Source organism: Plantimonas leprariae (assembly GCF_008802405.1).
Lineage (GTDB): Bacteria > Pseudomonadota > Alphaproteobacteria > Rhizobiales > Rhizobiaceae > Plantimonas > Plantimonas leprariae.
The window spans coordinates 104,809-118,767 of the sequence record NZ_VZDO01000016.1; the positions used below are offsets into that span (position 1 = coordinate 104,809).

The following is a 13,959-nucleotide window of genomic DNA, read 5'->3' on the forward strand; positions in this document are numbered from 1 at the left end:
ACGGGGTCGCAGCGATGAACATCCACGAATACCAGGCGAAGGAAGTCCTGAAGGGCTTCGGCGCGCCCGTCGCGGCCGGCGTGCCGATCACTTCGGCCGACGAGGCGGAGGCCGCGGCGAAGCGGCTGCCGGGCCCGCTCTACGTCGTCAAATCGCAGATCCACGCCGGCGGGCGCGGCAAGGGCCGGTTCAAGGAGCTCGGGGCGGATGCCAAGGGCGGCGTCCGGCTGGCGCGTTCCGTCGAGGAGGTGGTTGCCAACGCCCGCGAGATGCTCGGGCATACGCTCGTCACCGCGCAGACCGGCGAGGCGGGCCGGCAGGTGAACCGCCTCTACATCGAGGACGGCGCCGATATCGATCGCGAACTCTACCTGTCGTTGCTCGTCGACCGTTCGGTCGGGCGCGTCGCCTTCGTGGTCTCGACCGAGGGCGGCATGGACATCGAGGCGGTGGCCCACGCCACGCCGGAGAAGATCGTCACCGTCGCGATCGATCCCGAGAAGGGCGTGACCGAGGCGGATGTGGCGAAGATCGTCGCGGCCTACGGGCTGTCCGGCGCAGCAAGCGAAGACGGCAAGACGCTGTTCCCGGCGCTCTACAAGGCCTTCACGGAGAAGGACATGAGCCTTCTCGAGGTGAACCCGCTGATCGTGATGAAGGACGGGCACCTGCGCGTCCTCGACGCCAAGATGTCTTTCGACGGCAACGCGCTGTTCCGCCACGACGACATGAAGGGCTTGCGCGACGAGTCGGAGGAGGACGCCAAGGAAATCGAGGCGTCGAAATACGACCTCGCCTATGTGGCGCTCGACGGCACCATCGGCTGCATGGTGAACGGCGCCGGCCTCGCGATGGCGACGATGGACATCATCAAGCTCTACGGAGAGGAGCCGGCGAACTTCCTCGACGTCGGCGGCGGCGCTTCGAAGGAGAAGGTCACGGCGGCCTTCAAGATCATCACGGCCGATCCCAACGTGCAGGGCATCCTCGTCAACATCTTCGGCGGCATCATGCGCTGCGACGTGATCGCGGAAGGCGTGATCGCGGCGGTGAAGGAGGTTGGCCTCAAGGTGCCGCTGGTGGTGCGTCTCGAAGGCACGAACGTCGAGCTCGGCAAGAAAATCCTGAACGAGAGCGGGCTGGCCATCACGGCGGCCGACGACCTCGATGATGCGGCGAAGAAAATCGTGGAAGCGGTGAAGGGTTGAGGCATCGCACATAATCGCACATATCTTGCTGTGCGATTATGTGGAGATGAGGCGATGAAAAACATCACGCTGGCCATCGACGACGAACTTCTCGGCAAGGCGCGCAGCCTTGCCGAGCGCCGCAAGACGTCGCTCAACGCGATCGTGCGCTCGCTTCTCGCTCATGAGGTCGAGCAGGAAGATCGCATCGCATGGGCGCGCGAAGGCATGCGCCGGCTGATGGAGGAATCGACGTTGGACATGGGTCCTTCCGAGCAGTGGAAACGACAGGACGCTTATGCCGAGCGAGAGGATCGACTGCTTTCTCGACACGAACGTGCTGATCTACGCGGCTCAGGTCAGGACGAGAGATGAGCGGCGAACGGATATCGCCCGCGAACTCGTTCTTTCGAGCGTGTTCGGCGTCTCGGCCCAGACGCTTGCCGAGTTCTATTCGCTCACGAGCAATCGTGCCCGTACCCGTCTTTCGCCCAGCGAAACGGATCGCTGGATCGCTTTCCTTTCGTCCTTTCCTTTCGTCGCCGTCGATCGAGCCATCGTGGCGCTCGGCATTGAGTTCGCTCGGCGCTATCGCATCCGCTACTACGACGCCGCACTGCTGGCGGCTGCCGAGCGCCTCGGCGCACCGATCTTCTATTCCGAAGACCTCAACCACGGACAAAGCTATGGCGGCGTCCGCGTCATCAATCCCTTTCAGTAAGGCCGGCTGACCGCCAGGAGCAGCGTTTCCTTCATGTCCATCCTCGTCGACAAGAATACCAAGGTCATCGTGCAGGGGCTGACCGGCAAGACCGGCACGTTCCACACCGAGCAGGCCATCGCCTACCATGCCGGGACCATGGTCGCCGGCACCCATCCGAAGAAGGGCGGCGAAAGCTGGACGGGCGCCAAGGGCGAGACGCTGCCGATCTTCGCCTCCGTCGCGGAAGCGAAGGAGCGCACCGGGGCGGACGCTTCCGTGATCTATGTGCCCCCTGCAGGAGCGGCCGCTGCCATCGAGGAGGCGATCGATGCCGGCATCTCGCTGATCACTTGCATCACCGAGGGCATTCCGGTGCTGGACATGGTGCGGGTGAAGCGCAAGCTGGAGGCGTCGAAGTCGCGGCTGATCGGTCCGAACTGCCCGGGCGTCATGACGCCCGACGAATGCAAGATCGGCATCATGCCGGGCTCGATCTTCAAAAAGGGCAATGTCGGGATCGTATCGCGCTCCGGAACGCTTACCTACGAAGCGGTCTTCCAGACCACCAACGAAGGCCTCGGGCAGACCACCGCGGTCGGCATCGGCGGCGATCCGGTGAAGGGCACGGAGTTCATTGACGTCCTGGAACTGTTCCTCGCCGACGACGCGACGAAGTCGATCGTGATGATCGGCGAGATTGGCGGCTCGGCCGAGGAGGACGCGGCGCAGTTCCTGATGGACGAGGCGAAGCGCGGCCGGAAGAAGCCGATGGTCGGTTTCATCGCCGGGCGCACCGCGCCGAAGGGACGGACGATGGGCCATGCCGGCGCGGTCGTCTCCGGCGGCAAGGGCGACGCTGAATCGAAGATCGCCGCGATGGAAGCGGCCGGCATCCGCGTCTCGCCCTCGCCGGCGCGGCTCGGCACGACGCTGGTGGAAGTTCTGAAAGGATAAGCGGCTAGGGCTGGGCGCCCGCACCGGATCTTGGGAGAGCGCTTCGCCGCGGACGGCGGAGCGGAGCCGGCGGAACGAACCGCCGCAACGAAAACAAGGAGACGGCGCAGAGCGCGCCGATGAACCGCACGATGGCACGCAGCACCGAAGCCAACGATATCTTCAACGAGACCTCCTTTCTCTACGGCGGCAACGCCGACTACATCGAGGACCTCTACGCGGCCTACGAGAAGGACGAGAGTTCGGTCGCGAGCGACTGGGCCGAATTCTTCCGGGGCCTAAAGGACGAGAAGGCGATCGTTCTGAAGAACGCCGAAGGCGCGTCGTGGGCGAAGGGCAACTGGCCGATCGCCGCCAACGGCGAGCTGGTTTCGGCGCTCGACGGCAACTGGGGCGCGGCGGAAGCCAAGATCGAGGCCAAGCTGAAGGCCAAGGCCGCCGAGGCGCCGAAGGCGAACGGCGCGGCCGCCCCGAGCGAAGCCGCCATCCTGCAGGCGACGCGCGATTCGGTGCGCGCCCTCATGCTGATCCGCGCCTACCGGGTGCGCGGCCATCTCCACGCCAAGCTCGACCCGCTCGGCATCGCGGCGCCCGCCGACGAGGACTACAACGAATTGTCCCCGAAGAACTACGGTTTCGAGGACGGCGACCTCGACCGCAAGATCTTCATCGACAACGTGCTCGGGCTCGAATTCGCCACCGTGCGCGAGATGGTGGCGATCCTCGAGCGCACCTATTGCTCGACGCTCGGCTTCGAGTTCATGCACATCTCGAACCCGGTCGAGAAGCAGTGGATCCAGGAGCGGATCGAGGGCCACGGCAAGACGCCGGACTTCACGCCGGAAGGCAAGCGCGCGATCCTCAACAAGCTAATCGAGGCGGAAGGCTTCGAGAAATTCCTCGACGTCAAGTACAAGGGCACCAAGCGCTTCGGCCTCGACGGGGCCGAGGCGCTGATCCCGGCGCTGGAGCAGATCATCAAGCGCGGCGGCCAGCTCGGCCTGCAGGAGATCGTGCTCGGCATGGCGCATCGCGGCCGGCTGAACGTGCTCTCCCAGGTGATGAACAAGCCGCACCGCGCGATCTTCCACGAGTTCCAGGGCGGTTCCTACAAGCCGGAGGAGGTCGAGGGCTCGGGCGACGTCAAGTACCATCTCGGCGCCTCGTCGGACCGCGAGTTCGACGGCAACAAGGTGCACCTGTCGCTGACGGCGAACCCCTCGCATCTCGAGATCGTCAACCCGGTGGTGATGGGCAAGGCGCGCGCCAAGCAGGACCTCATCGCCGGCCGCCAGCGCGTCGAGAACCCGGACCCCGAGGCGCGCTCCGTGGTGCTGCCGCTGCTGATCCACGGCGACGCGGCCTTCGCCGGCCAGGGCGTGGTGGCAGAGTGCTTCGGCCTGTCGGGCCTGAAGGGGCACCGCGTCGCCGGCACGCTGCATTTCATCATCAACAACCAGATCGGTTTCACGACCAACCCGCGCTTCTCGCGCTCCTCGCCCTATCCGTCGGACGTGGCGAAGATGGTCGAGGCGCCGATCATCCACGTCAACGGCGACGACCCGGAAGCGGTGACCTTCGCGGCGAAGATCGCGATCGAGTTCCGCATGCAGTTCCACAAGCCCGTGGTGGTGGACATGTTCTGCTACCGCCGCTTCGGCCACAACGAGGGCGACGAGCCGGGCTTCACGCAGCCCGCGATGTACAAGGTCATCCGCTCGCACCCGACGACGCTGGAGCTCTATTCGAAGCGCCTCGTCGAGGAGGGGGCCCTTTCGGCCGAGGACGTCGAGGCGCGGCGGGCCGAATGGCGGGCGCATCTGGAAAGCGAGCACGAGACCGGGCAGAACTACAACCCGAACAAGGCCGACTGGCTGGACGGCGCCTGGGCTGGGCTTCGCCGCGCGGCGGCCGAGGACGAGCCGCGCCGCGGCGCGACCGGCGTCGCCGTGAAGGGGTTGAAGGAGATCGGCGCCAGGCTCACCGCCGTGCCGGAAGGGTTCAACGTCCACCGCACGATCCAACGCTTCCTCGAGAACCGCGCCAAGGCGATCGAGAGCGGCGAGGGGATCGACTGGGCGACGGCGGAAGCGCTCGCCTTCGGCACGCTGGAGACGGAAGGTCATCCCGTCCGCCTCAGCGGCCAGGACTCCGAGCGCGGCACCTTCTCGCAACGCCATTCCGTGCTCTACGACCAGGAAACCGAGGCGCGCTACGTGCCGCTCAGCAATCTCGGCCGGGGCCAGGCGAGCTACGAGGTGATCAACTCGATGCTCTCCGAGGAGGCGGTGCTCGGCTTCGAGTACGGCTATTCGCTCGCCGAGCCGAACGCCTTGACGCTGTGGGAGGCGCAGTTCGGCGACTTCGTCAACGGCGCGCAGGTGGTGATCGACCAGTTCATTTCGTCCGGCGAGGCGAAGTGGCTGCGGATGTCCGGCCTCGTGATGCTGCTGCCGCACGGCTACGAGGGGCAGGGGCCGGAGCACTCCTCCGCGCGGCTGGAGCGCTTTCTGCAGATGTGCGCGCAGGACAACATGCAGGTCGCCAACATCACGACGCCGGCGAACTACTTCCACGCCCTGCGGCGGCAGTTGAAGCGCGACTTCCGCAAGCCGCTGGTGATCATGACGCCGAAGTCGCTGCTCCGCCACAAGCGGGCGGTCTCCGACCTCTCGGAAATGGCGGGAGAGACGAGCTTCCACCGCCTGCTCTGGGACGATGCGGAGATGCGGAAAGACTCCGCCGTCAAGCTCGTCAAGGACGGCAAGATGCGCCGCGTCGTGATGTGCTCGGGCAAGGTCTACTACGACCTCTACGAGGAGCGCGAGAAGCGCGGCATCGACGATGTCTACCTGCTCCGGCTCGAACAGCTCTACCCGTTCCCGGCGAAAGCGCTGATCGGCGAACTCTCGCGCTTCAAGGGCGCGGAGATGGTGTGGTGCCAGGAGGAGCCGAAGAACATGGGCGCCTGGAGCTTCATCGATCCCTATCTCGAATGGGTGCTCGACCATATCGGCGCCGACAAGCGCCGCGTGCGCTATGCCGGCCGCGCCGCTGCCGCCTCGCCGGCCGCCGGCACGATGTCGAAGCATCAGGCCCAGCTCGCCGCCTTCCTGGAGGAGGCGCTCGGCGGCTAGCCGGGCGTCGCCTCGACCTTTTCCCGCCGCCCCCTTTCCCGATCTTCCGAGAGCTTGAACCCTCCGATGAGCACCGAAATCAAAGTCCCGACGCTCGGCGAATCCGTGACGGAGGCGACCGTCGGCCAGTGGTTCAAGAAGCCGGGCGACCGGGTGGAACAGGACGAGACGATCGCCGAACTCGAAACCGACAAGGTGACGGTGGAGGTGCCCGCTCCGGCGGCGGGCGTGCTGGAAGACATCTCGGTGAAGGAAGGCGAGACGGTGGCGGTCGGCGGTGTGCTCGGCTCGATCGGTGCGGGCGGGGACAAGGCGGCCGGCGGCGACACGGCGGCGAGGAAGCCGACGGAAGCCGCCAAGCCGGCGGAAGCCAAGGCCTCGGCTGCGGCGTCCGCCGCGAGCGCGGGCAAGACGGCGGACTACGGCTCCAGCGAACAGGGCGCCGCCGAGCAGACCCCGGAGCCCGCCAAGGCGGATGGCGCGAAGGCGAACGGTTCGGGCATGCCGGCCGCGCCTTCCGCGCAGAAGCTGATGAGCGAGAAGGGGCTCGGCGAAGGCGAAGTCGAGGGTTCGGGCAAGCGGGGCCAGGTGCTGAAGGGCGACGTGCTGGCGGCGCTGTCGAAGGGCGCGCCGTCCTCGGTGCAGGAAGCGCCGCGCGCCGCGCGTGCGCCATCCGCGCCGGACGACGCGTCGCGCGAGGAACGCGTGAAGATGACGCGCCTGCGCCAGACCATCGCCAAGCGGCTGAAGGACGCGCAGGCGCAGGCGGCGATGCTGACCACCTTCAACGAGGTGGACATGACCGCGGTCATGCAGCTTCGTGCCAAGTACAAGGACCTCTTCGAGAAGAAGCACAAGGTGAAGCTCGGCTTCATGGGCTTCTTCACGAAGGCGGTGTGCCATGCCCTAAAGGAAATCCCGGCGGTGAACGCCGAGATCGATGGGACGGACATCGTCTACAAGAACTTCGCCCATATCGGCGTCGCGGTCGGCACCGACAAGGGCCTCGTCGTGCCGGTGGTGCGCGATGCCGATCAGATGGGCATCGCCGAGATCGAGAAGGAGATCGGGCGCCTCGGCCTCGCCGCGCGCGACGGCAAGCTCGGCATGGCCGACATGCAGGGCGGCACCTTCACGATCTCGAACGGCGGCGTCTACGGCTCCTTGATGTCGACGCCGATCCTCAACGCGCCGCAGTCCGGCATTCTCGGCATGCACAAGATCCAGGAGCGCCCGGTCGCGATCGGCGGCAAGGTCGAGATCCGGCCGATGATGTATCTGGCGCTCAGCTACGACCACCGGATCGTCGACGGCAAGGAGGCCGTGACCTTCCTCGTGCGGGTGAAGGACTCGCTGGAGGACCCGGAGCGGCTGGTGCTCGATCTCTGAGCCCGCGCACGAGGACGGCGGCATGAGCGGGCCGTTGATGCTGGTGACCGGCGGCTCCCGCGGAATCGGAGCCGCGGTCGCGCGCCTCGCCGCCGCGGAGGGCTGGACGGTCGCCGTGAACTACGTCCGCGACGAGACGGCCGCGAACGGGTTGGTCGCCGCGATCGAGTCGGACGGCGGCAGCGCTTTCGCGGTGAAAGGCGATGTCGGTTCGGAAGCGGACGTGCTCGCGGTCTTTCGGGCGGTGGATCGCGCCGGGCCGCTGAAGGCCCTCGTCAACAATGCGGGAATCGTCGACCGGGTGGGCCGGCTCGACACGTTCTCCGCCGCGCGGATCGAGCGGATGTTCCGCATCAACGTCCTCGGCTCGTTCCTTTGCGCCCGGGAGGCGGTGAAGCGCATGTCCACCGCGCATGGCGGGTCGGGCGGCACGATCGTCAACGTCTCGTCGGCCGCCGCGAAGTTCGGCGGGCCGGATCAGTACATCGACTATGCCAGCGCCAAGGGCGCGATCGACACGATGACCGTCGGTCTCGCCAAGGAAGTGATCCGCGAGGGCGTGCGCGTCTGCGCGGTGCGGCCGGGCATCATCGAGACCGAGATCCACGCTTCCGGCGGCCAGCCGGACCGGGTGGCGGAGATGGGACCCGGCCTGCCGATGGGACGGGCCGGAACGGCCGAAGAAGTGGCGCGGGCGATCCTCTGGCTGGCTTCCGACGCCGCCAGCTATTCGAGCGGCGCGATCCTCGACGTCTCCGGCGGTCGGTCCATCTGGCCGTGAGGAGAGCGCCGATGCCGAACGCCTTCGCCCGGATCATGTTGCTGGCCGCGCTCGCCGCGCCGCTGCCCGCACTCGCGCAGGAGACGCCGGCGCCGAAGCCGGACCGCTCCACCGCCGCCGAGCCGGACTATCTCGACGACCGCTCGGACGCGAAAGCCCTCATCCGCTCGCTCTACAACGCCGTGAACCGCAAGGAATACGTGCGGGCCTACGGCTATTTCCGCGACGAGCCGGACCGCCCGAGCTTCGAAAGCTTCGCCAAGGGCTATGCCGACACCGCGAAGGTGGAATTGAAGCTCGGGACGGAGACCAGCGAGGGCGCGGCGGGCTCGCTCTACTATTCGGTGCCGGTCGCGATCCGCTCGGTCGACACCGGCGGCAAGGCGGCCGTCTTCAGCGGCTGCTACGAACTGCGCCTCGTCCAGCCCGGCGTTCAGGCCGAGCCGCCCTTCCGGCCGCTCGGCATCGTCAAGGGCCGGCTGGAGCCTTCCGCGAAGAGCTTCGACGATACGGCGGGGCGCTGTCCGCCGGACGGCCTGTGACCGACCGTCCACGAACCGGAGGGCCGTCGTGCCGCCATCGCCGCTGACCAGCCTGCCGATCGAACTGGCGCTGCTCGCCTGGTCGGTGCCGCTGCTGTTCCTGCACATCGCCCTGCAGGGCGTCAGCGTCACCCGGGAGCGCGGGAGAGCCTGGAACGCCGGTCCCCGCGACGGGGAGGCGAAACCGCTAGGGCGTTTCGCCGGCCGGGCCGACCGGGCGCTCGCGAACTTCAAGGAAACCTGGCCGGCCTTCATCGTCGCCGTGCTCGCGGTCGTGGTCGCGGGACGCGCCGGCACATGGTCGGCGGCGGGGGCCTGGGTCTGGTTTCTCGCGCGGATCGTCTACCTGCCGCTCTACCTTTTCGGCGTTCCCTATATCCGCTCGCTCGCCTACGTCGTGTCGGTGCTCGGCATCTTCGCCGTCCTGTTCCAACTCGCCTGAATTCTTCGGAGACCCGTTTTCCCATGTCCGATTCGTCTGCCGCCTTCGATCTCGTCGTGATCGGCTCCGGCCCCGGCGGCTATGTCTGCGCCATCAAGGCGGCGCAGCTCGGCTTGAAGGTCGCCGTGGTCGAGAAGCGCGAAACCTACGGCGGCACCTGCCTCAACGTCGGCTGCATCCCGTCGAAGGCGCTCCTGCACGCCTCCGAGATGTATGCGGAGGCGCGGCACTCCTTCGCGACGCTCGGCATCAAGGTTTCGCCGGAGCTCGACCTGCCGACGATGCTCGTCCACAAGGACAGGACGGTGAAGCAGAACGTCGACGGCATCGCCTTCCTGTTCAAGAAGAACCGGATCGAGGGCGTGCGCGGCACCGGGCGCATCCGTGCCGCCGGCGAGGTCGAGGTGACGGCCGATGGCGGGGCCAAGCCGCGCGTCCTGAAGACCAAGGCGATCTGCATCGCGACGGGCTCGGCGGTGGCCGGCATCCCGAGCGTCGAGGTCGCGTTCGACGGTAAGACGGTGGTTTCCTCGGACGACGCGATCGCGCTGGAAAAGGTGCCGGAGACGATGATCGTCGTCGGCGGCGGCGTGATCGGCGTCGAGCTCGGCTCTGTCTGGTCGCGGCTCGGCGCGAAGGTGACGGTGGTCGAATATCTCGACAAGGTGCTGGGGCCGATGGACGGCGACGTGTCCTCCGCCTTCCAGAAGCTCCTCGTCAAGCAGGGCGTCGACTTCCGGCTGGGTGCGAAGGTCACCGGCGTCGCGAAGACCGACAAGGGCGCGAGCGTCACCTTCGAGCCGGTGGCGGGCGGCGCGGCCGAGACGATCGAAGCCGACGTCGTGCTGGTCGCGACGGGGCGGCGCGCCTTCACCGACGGGCTCGGGCTCGACGAGGTCGGCGTGCCGCGCGACAAGGCCGGCCGGGTGGAGATCGACGCGCACTACAAGACCGTGGTCGACGGCATCTACGCCATCGGCGACGTGGTGAAAGGACCGATGCTCGCCCACAAGGCCGAGGACGAGGGCATCGCGCTCGCCGAGATCCTCGCCGGCCAAGCTGGCCACGTGAACTACGGCGTGATCCCGTCCGTGGTCTACACTTCGCCGGAAGTCGCCTCGGTCGGCGCGACGGAGGAGGAGCTGAAGCAGGCGGGCGTCGCCTACAAGGCCGGCAAGTTCGCCTTCACCGCCAACGGCCGGGCGCGCGCCATGCTGCACACCGACGGCTTCGTGAAGTTTCTTGCCGATGCCGAGACCGACCGGGTGCTCGGCGTGCACATCCTCGGTTTCGGCGCGGGCGACATGATCGCCGAATGCGCCGTGCTGATGGAGTTCGGCGGCTCGTCGGAAGACCTCGCCCGCACCTGCCACGCCCATCCGACCCTGTCGGAAGCGGTGCGCGAGGCGGCGATGGCCACCTTCGCCAAGCCGATCCACTCGTAGAAGAATCGGCGTGGCGTCGGACGGCGAGCGCCCTTCTTCTCCCCTGCCGGCGGAAGCAGCAGCTTGTCGAACGGCTTCGCGTACGGAAGGGCCCGGCGACCGACAGGCCGCCGAGCCTTCGCGTCGTGGTGTCCGTCAGCCCTGCCGGTCGGTCGGGGGCGGCGGGTTGCCGTTGCCCGTGTCCGCCGTGGTCACCGGCTTGTCCTGCTTGTCCGCCATGTGGCCGGCGCAGTTCGCGAAGGACGGAAGCGTGGCCGCCGCGACGAGGCCGAGGCCCAGCGTGGCGGCGAGAAGCGTCTTCATGGCTGCTCTCCCTTGCGGTTGACCGGCGGAGACTGAGCGTCCGCGGCCGATCCGGCAACCACGGCGCCGTTCACGATGCGGTGCGCGCCGCTCAGTCGGCCCGTGTCAGGCGGTAGCCCTGCGTCCGCAGGAGTTCCACCAAGCCGTCCGTATCGGGCAGGTGCAGCGCGCCGACGGCGACGAAGACGCCGCCCCTCGCCAGATGCGGCGCGAGGCCGGCCGCCATGCCGCGGTTGCGGTCCGCCACGATGCGCTTCTCGAAGTCGAGATAGTCGGACTGCACCTCGGCCGGCATGCCGTCCATCGGCAGGAACCGGTCGGACAGCGGCGCGATCGCGGCGACCCGGCCATCGAGGTAGAACTCCGTCATCGTCTCGAAGAGATCGGGAATCCGGTCGCGGATGCGCAGGGTGGCGATCAGGCTCGCCGTCTGCAGGCGCATCGGCATGGACGCGAGGACGCGAAGCTGGCTTTCGGCGGTTTCCAAGCCGACGAGCGCCTTGCCGGCCCCTTGCGCATCGAGCGCGATCTTCACGTCGAGCGGTCGCGCGCCGGCCGCGGCGCGCGCCGCCTCGCAGGCCGGCAGCATCAGGCCCACCGAATAGAACCAGGGCTGGAGCGTCCGGATCGCCGCGTAGGGCGTGCCCGACGCCGCCATCAGATCGGTCAACTCCCGCTTCTCGGCCGGCGACAGGTAGTCGTCCAGCGTCCGGCCCGGCTCGATGTTCATGAGTTCGGGATGGGCGAGCACCAGGAAGCTCGACTTGGTGGCGTCGAGGACGTCGAGGGTCTCGATCGCGACGGTTTTCGCCTGTTCCAGCGCCGCGGTGACCGGTGCAGGCAGCGCCAGAACGCGCGGATCGCTGAGATGCATCGTGCCGAAGAGGTAGGACGGGGCGATGCCGTCCCGCTCGATCCGCCAGAAGCGCCCGGTGCCGTTCGGGATGCGGGCGGCCTCGGCGTCGATCGCCGCCATCCGTCCGTCGGCCTTGAGCGCCAGCGCGAGGCTGGTGCCGCCCTTGCAGGCGGTCTCGGTCGTGCCGGAGGCCGGCGTCACGGCATGGGCCGGTCCGGAGAGGCCGAACAGCAGCAGCGCCAGGGCAGCACGGCGCAGCCTGCGGACCGTCCGAAACCTGCCGATCGCCGCCATCTCGTCATCCCGTCCGATTGCCCGGCAACTGCCGGTCGCGGAGGAGCTTAGGCGAGGATTGCGACCAAAGGCTGAAGGACGCGGCCGGGTGCCGGGTCAGGCGCGGCGCGCGCGCGGATGGGCACTCTCGTAGACCTGCAGGAGGCGGCCGCCGTCCACCGCCGTGTAGTTCTGCGTGGTCGACAGGCTGGCATGGCCGAGAAGGTCCTGGATCGTGCGGAGGTCGCCGCCGGCCGCGAGAAGGTGCGTCGCGAAGGAATGGCGCAGCGCGTGCGGCGTCGCGGACGGCGGAAGCCCGAGCGCGCCGCGAAGGCGCTGCATCTCGCGCTGCACGATCTGCGGGCGGAGCGGGCCGCCGCGCGCGCCGCGGAACAGCGGCTCCCCGGCGCCCAGCGCGAAGGGGCAGAGGCGGCGGTAGTCGGCCACCGCCGCATGCACCGCCGGGAGGAGCGGCACGAGGCGGGTCTTGTCGCCCTTGCCGGTGACCGCCATCGAGCGCGCCTCGCCGTCGACGAGCGCGTCGCCGGGAAGGTCGAGCGCCTCGGAGATGCGCAGCCCGCAACCGTAGAGCAGCGTCAGCACCGCGACGTTGCGCGCGGCGATCCACGGCTCGGCGGCGAGCGCGCCGGCCTCCTCCGACACGGCGAGCGCGTCCGGAACGCTGAGCGGTCGCGGCAGGGATTTCGGCTGCTTCGGCGCCCGCATCGAGCGCGCGCCGGCCGACGAGGCGAGGCCCCGGCGCTCCAGGTGGCGCACGAAGGAGCGGATCGCCGCGAGCCCGCGGCCGAGCGTCTTCGCCTCGACGCCGTCGCGCCGGCGGCTGGCGAGAAAGGCCCGGAGATCCGCCGCTTTCAGGTCGGCAAGATCGGCCACGGTCGCCGGGCGCCCGTGATAGCCGGTGAGGAAGCCGAAGAACTGTCGGAGGTCGCGCTCGTAGGCGGCGAGCGTGTGCGGGCTGGCGCGCCGCTCCTCCTCGAGCGCGCGAAGCCATTCCCGCTTCTCGGCGGCAAGGGAGGCGGAGGCCGCGATCAGGAAGTCTTCCGCCATCGCTGCACCCTCCTTCGCGTTCCCGAGACTGGTCCAGAAACGCCGGCGGCCTTTCCGGAGGCTGGAGGAGCGACGCCCCGGCACGAGGCGCTGGACGATCGGGCGCCGGCGCATAACTCCGCCCCGGTCCGACGGCCGCCGGCGCGGCCGTCCATCCGAAGCAAGGGATCATCGCCATGAAGAGACACGCAACCGCCCTGTGGCAAGGCGCGCTAGCCGACGGCAAGGGCCAGATCACCACGCAGTCCGGCGCGCTTTCCCAGCATCCCTATTCGTTCAAGGGTCGCTTCGAGGACGAATCGGGACGCTCCGGCACCAACCCGGAGGAACTGCTCGCCGCCGCCCACGCCGGCTGCTTCGCCATGCAGCTCTCGCACTTCCTGGCCGAGAACGGCACGCCCGCGACGGAACTGAACGCGCGATCGGTGGTGAGCATCGAGCAGGACGGTGGCGGGTTCTCGATCACCTCGAGCGCCGTCACGCTCGAGGCGAAGGTGCCGGGCATCGAACCGGCCAAGTTCACCGAACTCGCGAACAAGGCGAAGGAAGGCTGCCCGGTCTCGAAGGCGCTCGGCGCGATCTCGGTGACCCTCGACGCCAAACTGGTCTGAGCGGCGTGGGACCCGCCGCCCGGCGGCAAGTCTCGGCGGGTCCTGCAAAATCGCTTTCACTTTGACGTATGGGCAGAGCTGAGAGTCTGAAACCCTCGCCGGAACAAAGACTTCCGGCGGATCGCGAAAAATTCGCGACGGATGCGTTTTTTGATTTTTTCGCGTTGACACCCGGCGGATTAGGGTTCTATAAGCCCGTTCATCGACGGCGGCGGCGTCGCCGGCGAGCCAGCGAGTTCGTCTCTGGGTTTCGGCTTAGGGATGGGGT

General features: G+C 68.1%; 14 protein-coding genes. 11 read left to right on the plus strand and 3 right to left on the minus strand.

All coding sequences use genetic code 11. The annotated features are described in order from the left end of the window. Nucleotides 1–14 precede the first annotated feature (14 nt). The 10 genes from sucC (at nt 15) to lpdA (ending at nt 10,580) form a co-directional block, all read left to right on the plus strand. On the plus strand, nt 15–1,208 hold the full coding sequence (sucC, locus tag F6X38_RS18125; RefSeq protein ID WP_150972126.1) for an ADP-forming succinate--CoA ligase subunit beta: 1,194 nt from the start codon (nt 15–17) through the stop codon (nt 1,206–1,208). Nucleotides 1,209–1,262: 54 nt separating this feature from the next. After that, entirely contained in the window at nt 1,263–1,562 is a 300-nt protein-coding gene (locus F6X38_RS18130) for a hypothetical protein (protein WP_150972128.1), read from the plus strand. Beyond that, nucleotides 1,525–1,908: a PIN domain-containing protein gene (locus F6X38_RS18135; protein ID WP_161992822.1), complete on the plus strand. Its 384-nt coding sequence runs from the start codon at nt 1,525–1,527 to the stop codon at nt 1,906–1,908. Before F6X38_RS18130 ends, F6X38_RS18135 begins: the two co-directional genes overlap by 38 nt. A 33-nt stretch (nt 1,909–1,941) precedes the next feature. Then, nucleotides 1,942–2,844 (plus strand): succinate--CoA ligase subunit alpha, encoded by a 903-nt coding sequence (gene sucD, locus F6X38_RS18140; protein WP_150972132.1) that lies wholly within the window; start codon nt 1,942–1,944, stop codon nt 2,842–2,844. 131 nt (nt 2,845–2,975) lie between these two features. After that, a complete protein-coding gene (locus tag F6X38_RS18145; RefSeq protein WP_150972134.1) occupies nt 2,976–5,981 on the plus strand; it encodes a 2-oxoglutarate dehydrogenase E1 component in 3,006 nt (1,001 codons plus the stop codon). Between the two features lie 66 nt (nt 5,982–6,047). Continuing rightward, entirely contained in the window at nt 6,048–7,370 is a 1,323-nt protein-coding gene (gene odhB, locus F6X38_RS18150) for a 2-oxoglutarate dehydrogenase complex dihydrolipoyllysine-residue succinyltransferase (RefSeq protein WP_150972136.1), read from the plus strand. Nucleotides 7,371–7,392: 22 nt separating this feature from the next. Further along, nucleotides 7,393–8,151, plus strand: coding sequence for an SDR family oxidoreductase (locus tag F6X38_RS18155; protein WP_150972138.1), 759 nt, complete (start codon nt 7,393–7,395; stop codon nt 8,149–8,151). 11 nt (nt 8,152–8,162) lie between these two features. After that, the gene (locus F6X38_RS18160; RefSeq protein ID WP_150972140.1) at nt 8,163–8,693 is read left to right on the plus strand and encodes a hypothetical protein; all 531 of its coding nucleotides are present in this window, start codon (nt 8,163–8,165) and stop codon (nt 8,691–8,693) included. A gap of 28 nt (nt 8,694–8,721) precedes the next feature. Then, complete coding sequence (locus tag F6X38_RS18165) at nt 8,722–9,135, plus strand: MAPEG family protein (protein WP_150972142.1); 414 nt, start codon at nt 8,722–8,724, stop codon at nt 9,133–9,135. A gap of 23 nt (nt 9,136–9,158) precedes the next feature. Then, nucleotides 9,159–10,580 carry a dihydrolipoyl dehydrogenase gene (gene lpdA / locus F6X38_RS18170; RefSeq protein ID WP_150972144.1) on the plus strand — a complete coding sequence of 474 codons (1,422 nt, stop codon included), beginning with the start codon at nt 9,159–9,161 and terminating at the stop codon, nt 10,578–10,580. Nucleotides 10,581–10,715: 135 nt separating this feature from the next. On the opposite strand, the gene F6X38_RS23500 is transcribed toward lpdA, so the two are convergent. From F6X38_RS23500 to F6X38_RS18180, 3 genes are all read right to left on the minus strand, one after another. Next, entirely contained in the window at nt 10,716–10,883 is a 168-nt protein-coding gene (locus F6X38_RS23500) for a hypothetical protein (protein ID WP_161992823.1), read from the minus strand. 91 nt (nt 10,884–10,974) lie between these two features. Beyond that, nucleotides 10,975–12,033 (minus strand): TraB/GumN family protein, encoded by a 1,059-nt coding sequence (locus F6X38_RS18175; RefSeq protein WP_150972146.1) that lies wholly within the window; start codon nt 12,031–12,033, stop codon nt 10,975–10,977. Nucleotides 12,034–12,129: 96 nt separating this feature from the next. Continuing rightward, a complete protein-coding gene (locus F6X38_RS18180) occupies nt 12,130–13,080 on the minus strand; it encodes a tyrosine recombinase XerC (RefSeq protein ID WP_150972148.1) in 951 nt (316 codons plus the stop codon). A gap of 176 nt (nt 13,081–13,256) precedes the next feature. On the opposite strand from F6X38_RS18180, the gene F6X38_RS18185 reads away from it, so the two are divergent. Next, nucleotides 13,257–13,691 carry an OsmC family protein gene (locus F6X38_RS18185; RefSeq protein WP_150972149.1) on the plus strand — a complete coding sequence of 145 codons (435 nt, stop codon included), beginning with the start codon at nt 13,257–13,259 and terminating at the stop codon, nt 13,689–13,691. Nucleotides 13,692–13,959: the final 268 nt, after the last annotated feature.